We start from the raw sequence: 20,001 nt of genomic DNA on the forward strand, positions 1-20,001 counted from the left end.
TTGTGTGGGATTGTATTGAAAGCCTTGGCCGAAAGCCAGAATGATAGCCACGATAGACAGCCCCACCATGCCCGCAGGATAAAATAACAAACTTATCCGCAGACAGGGAACTGGCCTTACTTAGATGTAAACAATTGATAAACAATACTTTACTATTAATAGCCAAGCATTAACTGTTACTGCCAAACGCTAAATTTTCGCTTTAGCGTCAGTGGCTTTAGCCCCAGCACTTTTTTTATCAGCAATGTAGCGGTCGACCAGTGTTTCTAAGATATCCAAAGGAACTGCACCATTCTTCAGAACTACATCGTGGAAATCCCTGAGATCGAACTTATCACCTAAGGCCAACTTGGCTTTTTCGCGCAGTTCGAGAATTTTCATCATGCCGACTTTATAAGCCGTCGCTTGACCTGGCATAACGATATAACGCTCAATCTCTGCCGTGACATCACGATCGGACATGCCAGTATTTTTCTTCATATAGTCAATCGCTTGCTCGCGAGTCCAACGGCTATGATGAATACCTGTATCTACCACTAGACGCACAGCGCGGAACAACTCTGCCTGCAGACGACCAATATTATCAAAGGGATCCTTTTGAAAACCGAGCTCCCACGCCAAACGTTCGCTATATAAAGCCCAACCTTCAATGTACGCCGTAAAAGGCGCCATCTTACGAATAAGTGGCATACCTTCTAACTCCATCGCCACCGCAATTTGGAAATGATGCCCAGGGATCCCCTCGTGGTAGGCTAAAGTGCGCATACCGTATTTAGGCGTGGCCTTGATGTCATATAAATTGGCATAGAAACGCCCTGGACGGCTACCGTCAATCGCGGGCTGCTGATAATAGGCACCTGGCGCTGTTTTCTCTTTAAACTCAGGAATACGCACCACTTTCATGCCCGCTTCGGGTCGAATACGAAAGGCATCACCGAGTCCCGCATTCACTTCATCAAGAATATGTTGATAATCAACCAAAATTTGCGCCCTACCCGCATCGCTATCCTCGTAGTAAAACTTAGGATAGGCGGCTAATGCTTCAATCGCGACCGAGAAACCTTGGCTCACATCGTAACCTTCAGCGGCTAAAATAGTCATGATTTCATTTTGAATGCGATCTACCTCAGCGAGCCCTTTGGCATGGATTTCGTCCGCAGTGTAATTAGTGGTCGTGAAGAACTTCAGCAGTTGCTCATAGGCAAGGTTACCATTTGGCAGCGCCCAATAACCATCATCCGTCCCAGCTTTGGCTTGTAGCTGGGTAAGGTAGTCGATAAATAATTGATACGCTGGATGCACGTAACCTTTAATGTCCGCTTCCACCGCTGCCAATAACCGTGCTTGCTCATCGGCACTGATATCCGTGTCAGCCAATTTAGTTTTGAAGGAACTGTAGAGAATATTGTCTTGAATCGGCGTCGCGACAAAATCATTCATCTCGGTGAGCACCCGCTCAATCACGAACTTAGGCGGAATAATCCCTTTAGCCTCACGAATTTTTAAACCTTCGAGAGTTTGCGCAAACTTAAGTTTCACCTTTTGTAAACGCGACAGATAGTTTTCTGCATCGCCCACAGAATGCACTTGGTGCTGCGCCTGCATAAAGCTTGGATACCCGTTTTGCACGCCAAATAACTGATTCAGCGGATAGTTATGGTAACGATACGGCTCAGAGACCAATGCGAAATCGGCAAGATATAGGGCGATATCCTTGGAGATACGTTGATTTTCATCTAAATCCGCATCGGAATAGCTCAATAGGGTTTCACGCAGATCTCGCACTTGCGCGAAAGTCTTATCCATCGCCTCAGGACTATCGTCATCCAACTCTGCGTTATGGCCTGTAATCCCTACCGATTCCAAGAATCCCAATGAAGTCAAGGTCTCAGGGCTTTCGAAAGCCATCTTGACCACACTGCGGTCTAGAAATGCGCGAAAGAAAAACGGCTTTTTCGCAAACCATTCATGGACGGCCAGCGCCACTAATAACAGCACTAAGACTAAGCTGCCAAGTCCAATCCGTTTTAGTACTGTTTTCAACGTCATTCTCCATTCTTATTATATTCAATCTAAAGTTATCGCCCTGAATCCATAGCTCAAGCACGTTTCTATTGGATGACGAGAATACCATTAACCACAAATAAGCAACAATTCAATAACGTAACGAATCATGACAGAATCCTTACCTAAGCATATAAGCCCGCATTTAAGCCTAATGGAACGGATTGAAAGGTTAATCGCAAGTCAGTCGTGGCAAACATAAAAAAACTTTTACACTAGATAACAATCAAACATAAAACCTATTGCTTTGAATATTAAGAGTTATATCTAATTCAGCACTCAATTCAGCACTCAATAAGTCGCAAAAAAGCAGTTTCAATATGAGAAGTATTTAAAAATAAAACTATACAAACCCCTAGAGTATGTTAATCTGCACTCCGGCCTGTGATTCAGACCTATTTATAAGCAATATTATGTATTTGAAAATCTTCGCTACGCCTGTAATATTTTTTTTGCTGTCATGAAGCTTTCCACTCATAACTTATCATCAATGTAAATAATTCTATTTCTGGCTAACATACCGCATAATTGCGAATTATTTGTTTGAAAATTTTGGAGACATTCATGTCTAAAACTACTGGTGTAGTTAAATGGTTTAACGAAGATAAAGGTTTTGGTTTTATTTCTCCTGACAATGGTGGCGCTGACGCATTCGTTCATTTCCGCGCAATCGTTTCAGAAGGCTTTAAAACTCTTGCTGAAGGTCAAAAGGTTTCTTTTGACATCGAACAAGGCCAAAAAGGTCCTCAAGCTGCGAACGTAGTTATTCTGTAATTAGACTTTGTCTAATTTAAGTTAACAAGTTCCAGACAAAAATGCCGACACTATGTCGGCATTTTTTATATCTGCATTTTCATCCATCTCAAAAGAGTGACCCTCAGGCCTTTAGCCATGTAGGAGCTTAGCCTCAGCTTTCTCAAGTCGCCGTGGTTTACCCACTATCAGTAAGATATCCCCTGCACGAAAAACCCAGTCCTGCTCAGGATGTTCCACTTCGGCGCCATTGCGACGAATCGCCCTTAACTCTACTTTCAATGTTTCCCACAGGATATCGGCAACGGTTTTACCAATCGCATCAGCCCCACGCGGTAATGCCACCGCATGCAATGACTCTAAAGTAAAATCAGTTTCTGTGCCGGAAAAGAAGCCGTGTAAAAATTGATAATGATTGCGCCGCTCAGATTCTAGCCGTTTTAGGATCCGTGCCAATGGCACACCACATTGGTGTAGTACCTGCGATACTAACATCAAGCTCCCCTCTAAAGACTCTGGGATCACTTGATTAGCTCCCGCCTTTTTAAGCAAGTCTAGATCGCTGTCGTCTTTGGTTCTAACTAAAATTTTAGCCTCTGGTGCCAATAACTTACATAAAGGTAAGACTTCTTCTAAACTACGTGACTCACAAAAAGTGATAACGATCATCTTGGCCTGTTTAACGCCCATTTGTTTTAAAATTGCCCGTTTACACACATCACCGAAATAAATAGGTTCGCCCGCACGACGCGCTTCAGTGACGCGCGTTGGATCGAGATCCAATACCAGATAAGGTACAGCTTCAGTTTTTAAAAAACGGGCAATGGTTTGTCCTACTCGGCCGTAACCAAAAATCATCACCAGCTCATGATCATCCATCATCAATGGCACAGCTTCATCCACATGCTTTGCCTGACGGATCCCCAGCGCCCACTTAGCAATATCCACACTATGACGAACTAACCAAGGAGCTATTGCCATGGAAAGCACGGCGACCATGACTAATATGGTACTGATCTCATTATTTAAAAGTTGATAGTTGACCGCTAAAGCCAATACCACAAAACTGAACTCCCCCACTTGAGCTAAGCTCATAGCCGTACTCATCGCAATTCGAAAAGGCTCACCTACTAATCTTAAAATGCCATGAATGATCAGCGCCTTACCTAGCACAACAGCCACTAAGATCAGCAGTATCTGCCACCAGAAACGTATCACTAAGGTAAAGTCCAGCATCATGCCAATGGAGATGAAAAACAGCCCCATCAATAGATCACGAAACGGCCGTATATCCGCCTCAAGTTGGCGGCGATACTGGCTTTCTCCCAGCAGCATACCCGCCATAAATGCCCCCAGCGCCATAGATAATCCTAGCCACTGAGTAAAAGCCCCTGTGACAAGCGCAACGACTAAGGTCGATAATACAAACAGCTCATTGGAGCGAGAACGCGCAACCTCATCAAATATCCGCGGCAACGCCCACTTACCAAACGCCATTAAGAGGAAAAAGGCCAATATGCCTTTGAGCAAGGCAAAGGCGATATCCGCGACCATCAAAGGTTCGCCGCCATTGGCCAGTAATGGCAATAGGATCAACAACGGCACAACCGCTAAATCTTGGAACAAAAGCACGCTGACGGAGAGTTCGCCATGGCGGCGCCTCAGCCATCCCTGTTCATTGAGTAATTTAAGGACTATAGCAGTAGATGACAACGCGATGGCTGCACCGATAACCAAGGCTTCAACCCAATTCAGGCCGCACAATAGGGCAACGCCCATGGTCAACAAGGTCGTGATCACCATCTGTGCACTGCCTAAGCCAAATACGGTCCGGCGCATGGCCCACAGCCGCGGCACAGAGAACTCTAAGCCTAAGGTAAACATCAGCAGCACAACGCCAAGTTCGGCGACAGATTGCATTTGATGCTGGGTAAACCAGTGAAAACCACTCGGGCCACTCACAACCCCTGTGAGTAAATAAGCCAGAATTGCGGGTAGGCCCAAACGACGCAGCACAGCAATGGCCACAATGGCAATCACGAGCATAAGTAATACTTGGATTAAAAAGCTATGTTCCATTGGGGCTATGACTCCTGTCAAAATGCTGACGTGTCAAAAAATCTAACGCTGAGTTTTAAGCTTAACTGAATGACTAACAAAGACAAATTTTATTAACAAATATTGCGGCACGGTATTTGCTTAGACTAGGTTAGAGATGTATCGCACTAACATTTGCTGGAGTGATGATTATGGACTTTGGCCTAGCGACCGAGCTGTATCCCGACGAATATCGCTATCAAACAGAACATTATAGTCCCAATGATAATCCATTGGACTTGATACAAGTGATCCAACAACTGCACGCCAGTTTAGATCCTAGGACAGTCTTTGCCTGCTATGGCAAAGTGCTGGGACAACACTTGCCGATCCAAGGCGTGCGCTTAACCTATGGCGAGCACAAATTCAGCTGGGGCAAACGTTATGGTATCAGCGTCAAACGACAGCTCATGTGTGCAGGAATGCCATTAACGATTCAGTACCAACTGGTGACGCCATTTACGCCATCACAAACCTCAAACTTACAGGATATTGAACCGCTGTTATTGCAACCTTTATTAAATGCGTTGCAATATCAAGAAATGTCGATGCAAGCTATGTTTGACTCACTCACTGGCTTAGGCAATCGCCATTATTACAGTCAGAGTCTCAGCAATGCGACCGCAAGAGCCCATCGAAAACAAGGAGCAGTCGCTCTGATAGTGCTCGATCTTGATAACTTTAAACAACTTAATGATAAATTCGGCCATAAATGTGGTGACTATATTCTGAAGGAGTTTGGTGACATCATTCGTGCAACCATACGCAATACAGATCAAGCCTTCCGGATTGGTGGTGATGAATTCGTCATTATTGTCCAAGGCAATATTCATGCGGCTGGCTTGTTATGTGAACGGATTGTCTCGGTAATTAATCAGCACAGTAGTTTCAATCAATTTGGGGTGAGCTGTAGTTTAGGGGCGGCAGAATCACACGATACCATTGAAGCCGAACAACTTTATGAACTTGCCGATAAGGCACTTTATCAAGCCAAAGCCGCTGGACGTAACTGCTATAAACTCAGCCAAAATCAATTAGTTTAACACGCGCAGGGATGCCAAATGAAATGCGATAACTCACTCGCAGCGCGTACCCCATAAAGGTCTAAATCAAACTGACGCGCTGCGTTCCACTCTCCTCTCGCTTTCCTAGAACACACCAATATTCCAAGATTAACTCTCGACTAGAATTCCTTTGCTTCCTCAACAAACACCTGTAAACCAAGTCCATTCGACTCAACAATAAAGCCCTTTTCAACCCACAGTCCAATTGCCATCACCAGTTGCTCGCCATAAAACACAAACCCCACCTTTTCGCGTACCCAAGGCGGAATGGCAAACTCTTGCCACAGTTTCTTTAATTCTCGCCCCTTACCCCGAGAATACGGGTGGCAGCGAAATTGCCCCGCAAGTTGATAACGCACACTAACGACTTCATCAGGCCAAGGTAAACGGACTCTGGGACCTTGTTTTGTAACTATCAGCCTAATCTGCTCACCATTCGCTAAGCCCGCAGGCGACACGACTAATTCGGTACTATCTCCCTGTAATAAAGAAATCAAGTCATGCTGTGGCAACGTCCAACTCACAGGCTGAGTGTGACGTTTGTGAGTTTGATACTTGAATAAATAGACTTGATTAGCAAAGCGACGGATTTCACACTCACCCACTCGAATATGCACTTTAGCATCGTCTTTCGCGTTAAGAAGCTGAGTGATGATTTGCTTAAGCTGCACCTTTGAGGGCAAAGCAAAACCTTGGGATTCAATAAAGCCACGTAAGAGTAACGCTTGCCAGTCGACTGACTGTTCGGCAAAACCATCGAGCTTGAATACACTTTGAGTATGGTAAGGCGCTTGGGTTAACCATAAAGGTAAACGTTCACTCACCTGTAAATCCAGCGTCGCCTGTTGTTCGGCGCACAATGCCGCACTGCGACTCGCAGTTGTCGCAATACTCGGCCAACGCGCTTTTAAGCGAGGAATGATTTCTAAGCGTAAAAAATTTCGATCGTACTTATCGTCTTGATTACTTTCATCTTCGATATGCACTAAGCCTTGCTGTTTTGCGTAGGCTTCAATTTGCTCACGGCTGATATCCAATAACGGCCGCAGTTGTCTGCCATGTGCTAATGCTTGCACTTGTCCCATGGCCGCCAGCCCTTTAGGCCCCTGCCCCCGCTTGAGTGCCAGTAAGATAGTCTCAAGCTGATCGTCTTCATGGTGAGCCGTCAGCAACACATCATTGGCACTTAAATGCCGCTCAATCGCCAGATAACGCGCTTTGCGCGCTTCGGCTTCAAGGCTCAATCTTGGCCCACGATTAACCGTGACTCGCTCAACCGTCACGGGCAGATCGTAATACAGGCCCCGCTCAAGGCAATGCAGTGCCCAAGCCTCAGCGTTATCGCTTAGGCCATGGTGTACATACACTAGCTGATAATTAAACTCCGGATGTTGCCGTGCAAACTGGCTTAAACCAAAGGCCAAGACTTCGGAATCAACTCCGCCACTGTAAGCCAGCACTAACTTGCTGTCAGGCGCTAAGGATTGCGCTGCCAAAAAATCACAGATATGCGCGCTGAGATCGCCAGCAGTCAACGCTTCGTCACGCTTAGCCGACATAAGTTAACTTCATCTGTTTACACCTAAGACATTCGCCAACATTAGAATAAAATTCTCACCTTGTTTGGCCCGAGGAGCGATTCGAGCGAGAGCATCAAGTCATCGGTCGGATTCACTCGCCAAGCATCGGCTAACCTAAACTGACCTTTGGCTTGAGCTTGAGTGTAATTGATCACCACAGGCACGGCGCCGTTACGCCACGGGCTTAGGGCTTGCTCGAAAGTGTCTAACGCCGATGGCGTTAACTCGCTGCCATCCATATCAATTTCCAGCGCCTTGGCAAAGTGGCTGCGCGCCTCACTGATATCTATGATGTTACGCGCCGTCATACGGTTGCCGCCGGCAAAATCATCGTAACTCACCTCACCTTCACAAATGAGGATGCGGTCTTTCTCCAGCAGATGATTAAATTTTTCAAAGGCTTCGGTAAACAACATGATTTCAAGACGTGCGCTCTTATCATCGAGCGTCAACAGACCCATTTTCGAGCCGCGTTTGGTCAGCATCACTCGCGTTGCCACCACTAAACCCGCAGCCTTAGCGGTTTTACCGCGTTCGGTGGGATGCACATCTTTCAAACGACCGGACGTGTAATGCTTCAGCTCTTTTAAATATTGATTGATCGGATGACCAGTCAAATACAAGCCTAAGGTTTCGCGCTCGCCTTCGAGCCAAATTTTATCTGGCCATGGGGTACATTCGACAAACTGCTGCTTACTGTCTTCGGGTTCACTGTTGAGCAAACCAAACATATCGTGTTGGCCAATCGCCTCGGCTTTGGCATGTTGATCAGCAGCGCGAATCGCTTCGGGCAAGGTTGCCATCATAGACGCACGATGCGGCCCTAGAGTATCGAGTGCGCCCGCGCAGATCAGCTTTTCAATCACGCGCTTATTGAGCTTTTTCAAATCGATACGGGCACAGAAATCGAATAAATCCACGAAGGGGCCATCTTTACGCGCCTCTAAAATCGATTCAACTGGACCTTCACCCACGCCTTTAATGGCGCCAATGCCATAAACAATGCGCAAATCATCATCGACGGTAAATTTGAACAAGCCTTTGTTCACATCCGGAGGAATGAGCGGTAATCCCATACGCTCGCATTCATCGACCAAAGTCACAATTTTATCTGTGTTGTCCATATCAGCCGACATTACCGCCGCCATAAACTGCGAAGGATAATGGGTTTTTAGCCATAAGGTCTGATAAGACACAAGCGCATAGGCGGCTGAGTGAGATTTGTTAAAACCGTAGCCAGCGAACTTTTCCACTAAGTCGAAGATCTTCATCGACAAGTCGCCGTCGACGCCGTTATTGATTGCGCCCTCTTTAAAGATACTGCGCTGCTTGGCCATCTCTTCGGGCTTTTTCTTACCCATAGCACGGCGCAACATGTCGGCGCCGCCAAGGGTGTAACCCGATAACACCTGTGCAATCTGCATCACTTGCTCTTGATACAGAATAATGCCGTAGGTCGGCGATAGCAGTTCTTTTAGGGATTCATGCTGGTACTGAGAATCGGGATACGATACTTCTTCGCGCCCATGCTTACGTTCGATGAAGTTATCTACCATGCCCGATTGCAAAGGCCCAGGACGGAACAATGCCACCAGTGCGATCATGTCTTCGAAACAGTCAGGCTGCAGACGTTTAATCAAATCCTTCATACCACGGGATTCCAACTGGAATACCGCCGTGGTTTCATATTTTTGCAACAAGCGGAAAGATGCCGCATCCGTTAACGGAATCGCTTCGATGCGCACCGGTGGGCGACCGTTTTTGACCTCGACCTTGTTCACCATCTCCAGTGCCCAGTCGATAATGGTCAAAGTACGTAAACCCAAAAAGTCGAATTTAACTAAACCTGCGGTTTCGACGTCGTTTTTATCGAATTGCGTTACTGGGTTTTTGCCTTCAGCATCGCAATAGAGCGGCGCAAAATCGGTAATTTTAGTCGGTGCAATCACCACACCACCCGCGTGTTTACCCGCGTTACGCGTCACACCTTCGAGCTTGCGACACATGTCGATCAGATCTTTTACGTCTTCATCGGCATCATAGGATTCTTGCAGGGCTGGCTCGACCTCAAACGCTTTCGCCAGCGTCATCCCAGGTTCTGGTGGAATGAGTTTAGAAATTCGGTCAACGAAGCCATAGGGATGACCCAGCACACGACCCACGTCACGAATAACCGCTTTTGCCGCCATAGTTCCGAAGGTGATGATTTGCGATACCGCTTCGCGGCCGTACAATTCGGCCACATGGTCGATCACTTCATCACGTCTATCCATGCAAAAGTCGACGTCAAAGTCGGGCATAGAAACCCGCTCAGGGTTGAGGAATCGCTCGAACAGTAAGTCAAATTCCAATGGGTCTAAGTCGGTAATCTTAAGCGCATAGGCCACGAGTGAACCCGCGCCCGAGCCCCGACCAGGCCCGACTGGAATACCGTTATCTTTACCCCATTGGATGAACTCCATTACGATCAAGAAGTAACCGGGGAACCCCATCTGGTTGATCACTTTAAGTTCAATGTCGAGGCGCTCATCGTATTCGCCGCGTTTCTCGGCGCGCACCTCAGGATCAGGGAACAAAAACTCGAGCCGCTCTTCAAGGCCCTTCTTCGAACAATCGACCAGAAAGTCTTCGATGGACATATCGCCCGTCGGGAAGTTGGGCAGGAAATATTCGTACAAACGGATCGTTACATTACAGCGTTTAGCGATTTCGACACTGTTCGCCAACGCCGCAGGAATGTCGGCGAATAGTTCACACATTTCCTCTTCGCTACGCAAATACTGCTGTTCACTGTATTTTTTAGGTCGACGAGGATCTGCAAGGGTAAAGCCATCGTGAATTGCCACCCGAATTTCATGGGCATCAAAATCTTCGGGTTTAAGAAACACCACCTGATTAGTGGCCACCACAGGGATGCCCTTCTCCTGCGCTAAGGCCACAGCCATATGCAGATAACGCTCTTCATCGGGGCGACCTGTGCGGATAAGCTCGAGGAAATAACGGTCAGTGAAATGGGTCTGATAAAAGTCGCATAAAGATTCGACTTGTGTGCCATTGCCCTTGAGCAGTGCCTTACCCAGATCGCCTTCTTTGGCGCCCGATAACAGCAAAATGCCTTCGTTATAAGTGAGTAACCACTCTTGGTCTATCACTACACGGCCGGCCACTTGGCCACGCAAATAGGCTTGACTGATGATTTGGGTCAGATTTTGATAACCGACATTGTTCATCGCAATAATGGTTAAGGCGCATAATTCGCCTTCAAATCCGGGCACTTGCATCCAAAAATCGGCACCAATAATCGGCTTGATCCCCGCACCATGGCAACCACTGTAAAACTTCACCAAACCACAAAAGTTATTTTGGTCAGTCAAGGCGACCGCGGCCATTCCCTGCGCTTCAACCTGCGCCAAAATAGGCTTGACCTTGGCCACGCCATCGGTCATAGAGAAGTCACTGTGGACACGAAGATGCACAAAACGAGGATCGGACATAATTAGGATTATCTTTGAATAGCAGGTTAACAATAACTAGAAAGCAGACTAACAAAGTCACGCAGCCAGAGCCAGTGACTTTGCTGGATAACGGGAACTTATACCCAAACAACCTGAAACTCGTATCTTCAGGTAGCTTGGGAGCACAGCTTACAGTCCCAGTAATGCCTTGACGGGTTTAAAACTTTTACGATATTGGTCAAACACCCCATGTTCGGCGATGGCCTCAAAATGCGCCTTAGTCGGATAGCCCTTATGCTTAGCAAAACCGTATTGCGGATAAGCAGCATCGAGCACATCCATCTCACGATCACGCGTCACTTTGGCGATAATCGATGCGGCACTAATACTGGCAATTAAACCATCACCTTTAATGATGCTGTGACTGGTAAGCGAGACGCCATTATGGGCAACAAATGCCGGACTGCGATTGCCATCGACTAACACCAACGTAGGCGCAATCTTAAGCCCTGCAACCGCGCGCTGCATTGCCAACATAGTGGCATGCAAGATATTAAGCGTATCGATTTCAGCAGGACTTGCGCGGCCCACGTGATAACACAGGGCTTTTTCACAAATCTCATCAAACAAAGCTTCGCGGCGCTTCTCACTGAGTTTCTTGGAATCATTCAGACCACTGATGGGCTTGTTTGGATCTAAAATCACAGCCGCAGTCACTACATCGCCGACTAAAGGCCCACGGCCGACTTCATCCACACCAGCAATTAATCCCGTCGAAAAGGCCAGCAAATCGGCGTCGGTTAAACTTTTAAAAGTTGCCACTAGTTAGCCTCCAGCGATTTAGCATGACTTGGTTTAGGCTCAACCAGTGCCATTACCGCTTCAGCGGCTTTTAAGCTCGCATCACGGCGTAACACTTGGTGCAGGGCATCAAATTCAGCTTTGAGCGGCGTAAAATCTCGATTTAACTCGACTGTGACCGCCGCAGCTATTTTCTCTGGCGTGCAATCTTCTTGAATGAGCTCAGGGACGAGATCTTTTCCAGCCAGTAGATTCGGTAACGAGAAACGCTCGACCTGCATCATGCGCTTAGCAATCCAATAGGTCATAGGGCTAACACGATAAGCCACCACCATTGGACGCTTGACCAACATGGCTTCTAACGTCGCGGTGCCAGATGCTAATAAAATGCCATCGGCAGCCGCCATGACTTCGCGCGACTGACCTTCGACCATATGAATTTCGAGATCCGGTGCAAAATCCTTCAGCGCTTGCTCAAATTGCTCACGGCGTTTTTGATTTACCAGTGGCGTCACAAAACGTATATCAGGGAAGTTCTGTTTAATCAGTAAAGCCGCCTTCACGAAAGGCTCAGCCAGTTGCTTTAACTCGCCACCACGGGATCCCGGTAGAATCGCTAAATATTCTGCATCGGCATCGAGTTCAAGTAACTGACGCGCCGCCGCTTTATCGCTTCGCAACGGAATATCATCCGCTAAGGTATGACCCACAAAGGTGCAAGGTACTTGATGCTTGTCATAAAAAGCTTTCTCAAATGGCAATAACGACAACACCATATGGGTCGCCTTCGCGATTTTGAATATACGTTTTGGGCGCCATGCCCACACGGATGGGCTCACATAATGGACGGTTTTAATACCGCGCGCTTTGAGTTTAAGCTCGAGGCCTATATTAAAATCCGGTGCATCTATGCCAATAAAACAATCGGGCTTAAGCGCGGTGATCTCTTTAATCAAGGATGACCGCACTTTTAATAAGCGAGGTAGACGAGATAACACTTCAACGATTCCCATCACTGCGAGTTCTTCCATCGCAAACAGGGATTTGAAGCCTAGGGCTTCCATGCGGGGTCCACCGATACCGACAAAGCGCGCATCGGGATGGGTCTTTTGCAGCGCAGCCATTAAACCTGCACCTAAAATATCGCCTGAGAGTTCTCCGGCAACCATGGCAAACACTAATGGAGTTTTATTGCTCATAAACCAATCACGTCTCATGAATTAATGGCATTGGATGAAGAGGTAAACCGCACCTAAAATGCATCGTTCCAAGCCTACACTTATGTTAAGTTAATGATTCAATTAATGACTAAGCTCATTTATGGTCGAATGCATTGATGAATAAACACATTTTTAACGGCTACGTCTACCACAAAAAAGGCTTAAACCAATAATACAAAAGGGCATAAAAATGCCCTTTTGTTGTCATGTGGTCATCAAGTTAGCGAATAATGCCGCGACTCGATGACTTTACAAACTCAAGCAGTAATTTGACTTGCTCATCGTTCTGCGCATCTTCAGCTAATACTTCAATCGCTTCTTCTACCGTTAAACTGCTACGGTATAACGTTTTATAAGCACGACGCACGGCTAACTGGCTTTCTTTAGAAAAACCGCGACGCTTCATACCCTCACTGTTTAAGCCGCGAGGCACCGTCGGTTGACCCGCTGCCATCACAAAGGGAGGCACATCCTGCAGTACTAAAGAACAACCAGCAGTAAATGCATGGGCACCAATATGCACAAACTGATGCACACCTGTCATACCGCCTAAAATCGCCCAGTCACCGACGTGCACGTGACCTGCAATAGATGCATTATTCGCCATGATGACATTATCGCCGACCACACAGTCATGGGCGATATGCACATAGTTCATAAACAGGTTATTCGACCCAATACGGGTTTCACTGTTATCTTGAACTGTACCGCGGTGAATGGTCACGTTTTCACGGATGACGTTATTGTCACCAATGATCAGTCGTGTCGGCTCGCCAGCGTACTTTTTGTCTTGGCATTCTTCACCAACGGAGGCGAATTGAAAAATACGATTCCCTTTGCCGATAATCGTTGGGCCTTTGACCACCACATGGGAACTCAACCAACAATCATCACCAATTTCGACGCCCGCACCGATATAGGTCCAAGGGCCAATAGTGACGTTATTGCCAATTTTTGCATCGGGATGCACAAACGCTAATGTATCTATCACTGACTAATCTCTCTGCGGGCACACATGATTTCAGCGGAACAAACCACTTCACCATCCACTTTGGCCTCACCGTAGAAAACGCCAATCCCGCGGCGCTCTTTAATCATTTTGACATCAAAATGAATTTGATCTCCTGGCTCAACCACACGTCTAAAACGCGCATTATCGATACCAGCAAAGTAATACAACACACCTGGTGGTGGTACATCACTACTCATCGTTTTAAAGGCTAACAGGCCAGTTGCCTGTGCCATCGCTTCTAAAATAAGCACACCTGGCATCACAGGTTGTATCGGGAAATGTCCCTGAAAAAATGGCTCATTTATTGAAACGTTTTTGATCGCCTGCAGACTAACACCAGGAGTGTAATCAAGCACACGATCGATCAATAGGAATGGATATCTATGGGGTAGATATTTAAGTATTTCTTTAATATCCATAGTGTTCATTTGATTAGACACGAACCGAGTTCCTCAAATTGCCTTGGGGCAATTAATCTGGTGTTTTTAAATTTTTTTCCAACGTTTTAACACGCTGGAACAGTTCATCTAACTGACGGAAACGAACTGTATTTTTACGCCAAAGTTTATTGTCCATTGCCACGGTGGCAGAAGAGTATAAACCAGGCTCACGCATATTAGTGGTGATATTGGTAGCACCAGACACATGCACACCATCGGCAATGCTCAAATGACCTGCGATGGCACAGCTACCGCCAATAATACAATATTTACCAATAGTGACACTGCCAGCAACAGTAGTACTGCCTGCAATAGCAGTATTTTCGCCGATTATATCGTTATGGGCAATTTGCACTTGGTTATCAATAATCACACCGTCGTGGATCTCTGTATGGCCTAATGACCCACGATCTACCGTTGAATTAGCACCAATTTCAACCCGATCGCCAATACGCACGCCACCTGTCTGCGGAATTTTAATCCACTGACCACGTTCGTTAGCATAACCAAAACCATCTGAGCCTAATACGGCACCCGAATGGATAATACAATCCTGTCCTAAATGCACATCGTGATAGACGGTGACATTAGCCCACAAACGTGTTTTTGAGCCAATAACCACATCTTGTCCCAGCACAACACCGGCACCGATCTGCACATTTTCACCTAAAATGACGTTCGCACCAATCACAGCATTCGCGCCAATAGCGACACCTTCCCCTAAATGGGCTGAAGGATCAATTTGTGCCGAAGGATGGATACCCACCGCTGCTTTGGGTGTAGTGTCCAAATACTGAGCAACACGAGCAAAACCGACATATGGATCTTTTACAATTAACGCAGTACCTTGATAATCCTGCGCATCTTTAGCTGACAATAACACCGCACTCGCTTGAGTTGCCTCAAGCTGAGAGCGGTATTTACTGTTGGCTAAAAAAGAGATCTGACCCGCCTTGGCATTTTCTAAGGTCGCCACACTATTAATAATTAGCGTTTCGTCGCCTTGGATATCACCGTCTAATAACAGGCATAGCTCTTTTAAAGTCACACTATTCATCTATTACTTGCCTTTGCTTAAGGCTTCAACCACTTTGCCACTGATGTCAGCGTTAGGCTTAACATAAATGACAGCACCACGTTGTAATACCAAATCATATTGGTCTTTTTCAGCGATAGTGTTGATGGCTTTTTGCACTTTAACTAACAGTTTATTTTGCTCTTCACCTTGGCGACGACGTAGGTCTTCATCCAATGCTTTGCCTTTTAACTGATATTCAGATTTTAGCGATTCCATTTTACGAACCAGCTCAGTTTTTTGTGCATCGTTCATTAATGCACCATCACGTTGCTGCTTCTCCATCAGAGAACGCATTTCTTCTTGCATTTTTTGGACATCAGCTACGCGATCACCAAACTCTTTCTTCAGAGATTGAGAGATCTGTTCACGTTGTGGGAGCTGTTCAAACACAGCGCCCATATCCACTACGGCAATTTTCTCAGCATGTGCCACTAACGGCGCGCCTAACAAAACTAACGTCATCAGCGCGCAATTTACCATCTTGTTCAAAATAAACTCCTTGTTACCTTGTTATTGTCAGCAAAACTTGCCGAGTGTATGCCTTTTAAAAAGTTTTGCCAATATTGAAAGAGAAGATCTCCGTTTGGTCACCTTCATATTCTTTAAGCGGCCACGCCAAGCTGAACACCATAGGTCCCATAGGTGATAACCATTGCACACTCAAGCCCCAAGAGGCGCGCAGGCGAGCTGGATCACTATAGTCTTGTAACTTAGCAAACTCGTCCGCCGGAAGTGTTTGATATGACTCGTAATCAAACTCAGTATCCCAGACGTTACCCGCATCGACGAAGAAGCTAGTACGAACTGAGTTAGTGTAAGCCTCATCCAGGAATGGGGTTGGTACAATCAACTCCATACTTGCCGTTGCAAGGGCATTACCACCGATAGAGCGGCCAGAACTGACTTGGATACTATTAGGATCGCCAGGCAAGCTACAGCCATCGCCCGATGGATCCGGTGCACACGGCTCACTACCTCGATAGAGATAGAATGAACGTGGACCTACAGAGTTCGACTTAAAGCCACGTAGCGAGCTACTACCACCTGAGTAATAGTTTTCCCAGAAAGGTAAAATTTGGTCATTATCATTAAATTGACCATAACCGTTACCATAACCTAATCGACCACGGGCCAAGAGCACAACGCTCTGACTGCGGTTAACAGGGAAATAGTAGTTAGTGTCAAAGTCTGTCTTAAAATACTGTAAATCAGACCCTGGCGAAGTCATTTTGCCGTTCAGACGCTGGGACGAGCCATCTGTTGGGAAAGTGCCACGGTTCAAGGTGCTACGATACCAGCCCAGGCTAAGTTCAAAGTTATCAAAACTTAAGTCTGCGTTTGGATCGTCATCACGATAGATGTTATAGAAACGCAGCGCCTGCTCATAAGCTGAGATCTCAGAAATCGTGTTGTGACGATAGCCAATACCACCATTGATACGGTTGTATTCGTTAATCGGGAAACCCGAGTTAAGCGCCACACCGTAAGAACTGTTTTTATAACGTTCTAAGTTAGCTTCATTGGCGTCAAACTCACTCCAATAAACGCTCCCGCCTAAACTCACACCGTCTTTTGTCCAGTACGGATCGGTATAGGATAAGTTAACGTTTTTAGAGTACTTGTTGGTGCTCAAGCTAATACCTGCTTGATTACCTGTACCTAAGAAGTTGTTTTGCTGTACACCAAACTGCAAGCTCAGACCTGATTCAGTACCATAACCGACACCCGCGTTGAATGAGCCCGACGGCTGCTCTTTCACTTTAACCGCAACATCAACTAAGTCATCGGTACCTGGCACTTGAATGGTTTCAGTGTCAACGGTTTCAAAGAAGCCCAAACGGTTAAGACGGGCTTTAGATTGCTCAACTTGCGCTGAGTTTAACCAAGCGCCTTCCATCTGACGCAGCTCACGGCGCATCACTTCATCTTTAGTCACTGTGTTACCAGTGAAGTTAATCGCCCGTACGTAAACACGTTTACCCGGTTTAACATTGATGTTTAAGGTGACTTCTTTAGTCTTATCATCAATTTCAGGGTAGGTTTTCACTTCAGGGTAAGCATAACCGAAGCGGCCTAGATACTTGCTGTACATTTCTTCGGTGAAAGTCACATCACCGCCGTTGTACATATCACCCGCTTTGATTGGCAGAATTGATTTCATCAACTCTTCACGGCCCATCAAATCACCCGTCAGATTTACTTCTTTAACTTTATATTTCTCACCTTCATCTACGTTGATGGTGATATATAAACCTTTACGGTCAGGCGTCATAGCCACTTGAGTCGAAGTGACTTCGAAGCGGATATAACCTTTATTGTGGTAATAGGTTTTGATGGTCTCGAGATCGGCCTGCAGCTTTTGCTTCTGATAACGGCGTTCGCCGAACAGATCCCACCAAGCCACATAATCTTTAAGTTCCAGCATGCCAATCAACTCAGCATCGGTGAACTCATGATTACCGACCACGTTAATTTGGCGGATTTCGGCCGCTAAACCTTCGGTAAACTTAAATTTCAGCTCAACCCGATTACGGGGTAAGTTAATCACTTGGGCTTCCACTTTCGCGCCGTATTTACCCACGCCGTAGTAGAAATCCTGCAGACCCTTTTCAATACCGGTCAACATAGTGCGATCGAGCGACTCACCGACTTTAACGCCAGAACCGTCCAGACTTTCCTGTAACTGTTCGTCTTTAATGTCTTTGTTGCCATCGAATGTCACGGCACTGATAGTTGGACGTTCAGTGACTTTCACCACTAATACACCGCCATCTCGGCTCACGGAGACATTTTCAAAGTTAGTCGATGCATACAAGCTTTTAATCGCTTGCTGGATTCTTAACTGGTCAACAGTGTCACCTACTTTTACTGGTAAGCTTAACAAGGCAGCACCGAGTGCAACTCGTTGCAAACCTTCAACTTGGATGTCGGTCACTTCAAACGGTTGGAAAGTATCTGCCAACACAGTCCCTGAAAACGACGCACCGACGAATAACATCGAGGCAAAAAGTTTATTCAATCTCATAGAGCACTTCTAATTATTAGTCTGTCCTTGCTCAGAGTCGGGCAAAATCATTGAAAAGCGCAACGCTCATCAACATCAGCAGTATTGCTGCCCCAAATCTGAATCCTATTTCCTGCACCTTTTCAGGTACAGGTTTACCAGTTATTACTTCAATAAAGTAATACAGCAGGTGTCCCCCATCGAGCACAGGTAAAGGCAGCAAGTTAATGATGCCTAAATTGACGCTGATGAGCGCGAGGAACCCGAGAAAATAGACCAAGCCATAGTTTGCACTACTGCCCGCACCCTGTGCGATCGAAATGGGTCCACTCAGGTTTTTCACCGACACATCGCCGGTAAATAATTTGCCAATCATCTTAAAGCTCACAGCAACAAGTTGCCATGTTTTATCCGCTGCTATGCCGAAAGAATCGATTGGTCCATATTCAAGTTGTAAACGCATATTGTCTGGCCATTGTGCTTGGGTCGGGCTCACCCCGAGCATACCTATCTCTTGGCCATCGGCATTTTTACTGCTTAAGGGTGTCACTGCCACATTAAACTGTTCGCCATTGCGACGCACAGTTAAACTCACAGGCACATTGGCAGAATGTTGAATAATGTCAACAAAAGCCTGCCAATCGGTATAATTTTTACCATTTATTGCGACTAAGGTGTCACCGACTTTTAGCTCACTATTTGCAGCGGCACTGTCAGGACTAATCGCAGCAATGGTGGGGACGATTTCGGGACGATAAATACCTAACCCTAATGCCGTAATCGGGGATTCTTTTTCAGGATCAAAACGCCAATTACGCGTATCTAAGGTGTAAGACCGCGCACTAGAATCCAAACCTTGCAAACCATTCAATGGCGTTAGCGATACACTCAGACTTTCATCACCTATGTGGCCGACTAAAGCTAAATTCACTTCTTCCCAGTTACGCACAGCCTGACCGGAAATGGCCGTTATTTGCATTGGCTCTGTGATTTGAATTTGCGCAGCAGCAGTCCCGGGGGTCGTCGAGGTGATCACAGGCTTAAGTGATGGCACACCAATCAGATACATAAAATACAGGGCAACGATGGCAAAAATAAAGTTAGCAATTGGACCTGCGGCCACAATCGCAATACGTTGCCATACGGTTTTACGATTGAACGCTTGATCTTTTAATTCATCGGGAACGTCTTCAACACGCTCATCAAGCATTTTGACATAGCCGCCAAGGGGGATCATGGCTAACACATATTCAGTGCCGTCTTTACCAACACGGCGCCAAATAGCCTTACCAAAACCAATGGAGAAACGTTCGACTTTCACGCCACAACGTCGCGCGATATAGAAATGGCCGTATTCGTGGGCAGTAATTAACAGACCCAGTGCAACGATGAAAGAACCTAAGTTCCATAAAAAATCTAACATCCCACTCCTT

14 protein-coding genes are annotated in these 20,001 nt (G+C 46.3%); 2 read left to right on the forward strand and 12 right to left on the reverse strand.

Annotated features, from left to right (window positions below; translation table 11 throughout):
• Positions 1-189 precede the first annotated feature (189 nt).
• A complete protein-coding gene (locus tag L5M37_RS02965) occupies positions 190-2,049 on the reverse strand; it encodes a DUF885 domain-containing protein (protein WP_263199340.1) in 1,860 nt (619 codons plus the stop codon).
• Positions 2,050-2,628: 579 nt separating this feature from the next.
• Between L5M37_RS02965 and L5M37_RS02970 the strand changes: the two genes are divergently transcribed.
• Positions 2,629-2,838, forward strand: a complete 210-nt coding sequence (locus L5M37_RS02970) for a cold-shock protein (protein WP_006080998.1) — start codon at positions 2,629-2,631, stop codon at positions 2,836-2,838.
• A gap of 111 nt (positions 2,839-2,949) precedes the next feature.
• On the opposite strand, the gene L5M37_RS02975 is transcribed toward L5M37_RS02970, so the two are convergent.
• Complete coding sequence (locus L5M37_RS02975; protein ID WP_173245826.1) at positions 2,950-4,896, reverse strand: monovalent cation:proton antiporter family protein; 1,947 nt, start codon at positions 4,894-4,896, stop codon at positions 2,950-2,952.
• A 170-nt stretch (positions 4,897-5,066) separates the two neighbouring features.
• On the opposite strand from L5M37_RS02975, the gene L5M37_RS02980 reads away from it, so the two are divergent.
• The gene (locus L5M37_RS02980) at positions 5,067-5,957 is read left to right on the forward strand and encodes a GGDEF domain-containing protein (RefSeq protein WP_105249714.1); all 891 of its coding nucleotides are present in this window, start codon (positions 5,067-5,069) and stop codon (positions 5,955-5,957) included.
• A gap of 140 nt (positions 5,958-6,097) precedes the next feature.
• Here L5M37_RS02980 and tilS read toward each other — a convergent pair whose 3' ends face one another.
• The 10 genes from tilS to rseP form a co-directional block, all read right to left on the reverse strand.
• A complete protein-coding gene (tilS, locus tag L5M37_RS02985; protein ID WP_263199341.1) occupies positions 6,098-7,537 on the reverse strand; it encodes a tRNA lysidine(34) synthetase TilS in 1,440 nt (479 codons plus the stop codon).
• 41 nt (positions 7,538-7,578) lie between these two features.
• On the reverse strand, positions 7,579-11,052 hold the full coding sequence (gene dnaE / locus L5M37_RS02990; protein ID WP_198573602.1) for a DNA polymerase III subunit alpha: 3,474 nt from the start codon (positions 11,050-11,052) through the stop codon (positions 7,579-7,581).
• 150 nt (positions 11,053-11,202) lie between these two features.
• On the reverse strand, positions 11,203-11,835 hold the full coding sequence (gene rnhB / locus L5M37_RS02995) for a ribonuclease HII (RefSeq protein ID WP_263172263.1): 633 nt from the start codon (positions 11,833-11,835) through the stop codon (positions 11,203-11,205).
• Entirely contained in the window at positions 11,835-13,013 is a 1,179-nt protein-coding gene (lpxB, locus tag L5M37_RS03000; RefSeq protein WP_113938987.1) for a lipid-A-disaccharide synthase, read from the reverse strand. Before lpxB ends, rnhB begins: the two co-directional genes overlap by 1 nt.
• A 241-nt stretch (positions 13,014-13,254) precedes the next feature.
• Complete coding sequence (gene lpxA, locus L5M37_RS03005; RefSeq protein WP_263199342.1) at positions 13,255-14,025, reverse strand: acyl-ACP--UDP-N-acetylglucosamine O-acyltransferase; 771 nt, start codon at positions 14,023-14,025, stop codon at positions 13,255-13,257.
• Positions 14,022-14,486 carry a 3-hydroxyacyl-ACP dehydratase FabZ gene (gene fabZ / locus L5M37_RS03010; protein ID WP_006080990.1) on the reverse strand — a complete coding sequence of 155 codons (465 nt, stop codon included), beginning with the start codon at positions 14,484-14,486 and terminating at the stop codon, positions 14,022-14,024. Before fabZ ends, lpxA begins: the two co-directional genes overlap by 4 nt.
• A gap of 31 nt (positions 14,487-14,517) precedes the next feature.
• On the reverse strand, positions 14,518-15,543 hold the full coding sequence (gene lpxD, locus L5M37_RS03015) for a UDP-3-O-(3-hydroxymyristoyl)glucosamine N-acyltransferase (RefSeq protein ID WP_263199344.1): 1,026 nt from the start codon (positions 15,541-15,543) through the stop codon (positions 14,518-14,520).
• Positions 15,544-15,546: 3 nt separating this feature from the next.
• Positions 15,547-16,044, reverse strand: a complete 498-nt coding sequence (locus L5M37_RS03020; protein ID WP_028760600.1) for an OmpH family outer membrane protein — start codon at positions 16,042-16,044, stop codon at positions 15,547-15,549.
• 64 nt (positions 16,045-16,108) lie between these two features.
• Complete coding sequence (gene bamA, locus L5M37_RS03025) at positions 16,109-18,589, reverse strand: outer membrane protein assembly factor BamA (protein ID WP_028760601.1); 2,481 nt, start codon at positions 18,587-18,589, stop codon at positions 16,109-16,111.
• Positions 18,590-18,620: 31 nt separating this feature from the next.
• Positions 18,621-19,991 carry a sigma E protease regulator RseP gene (gene rseP / locus L5M37_RS03030; protein WP_028760602.1) on the reverse strand — a complete coding sequence of 457 codons (1,371 nt, stop codon included), beginning with the start codon at positions 19,989-19,991 and terminating at the stop codon, positions 18,621-18,623.
• Positions 19,992-20,001: the final 10 nt, after the last annotated feature.

Source organism: Shewanella sp. SM69, from assembly GCF_025653985.1.
GTDB classification, from domain to species: Bacteria; Pseudomonadota; Gammaproteobacteria; order Enterobacterales; family Shewanellaceae; genus Shewanella; species Shewanella oncorhynchi.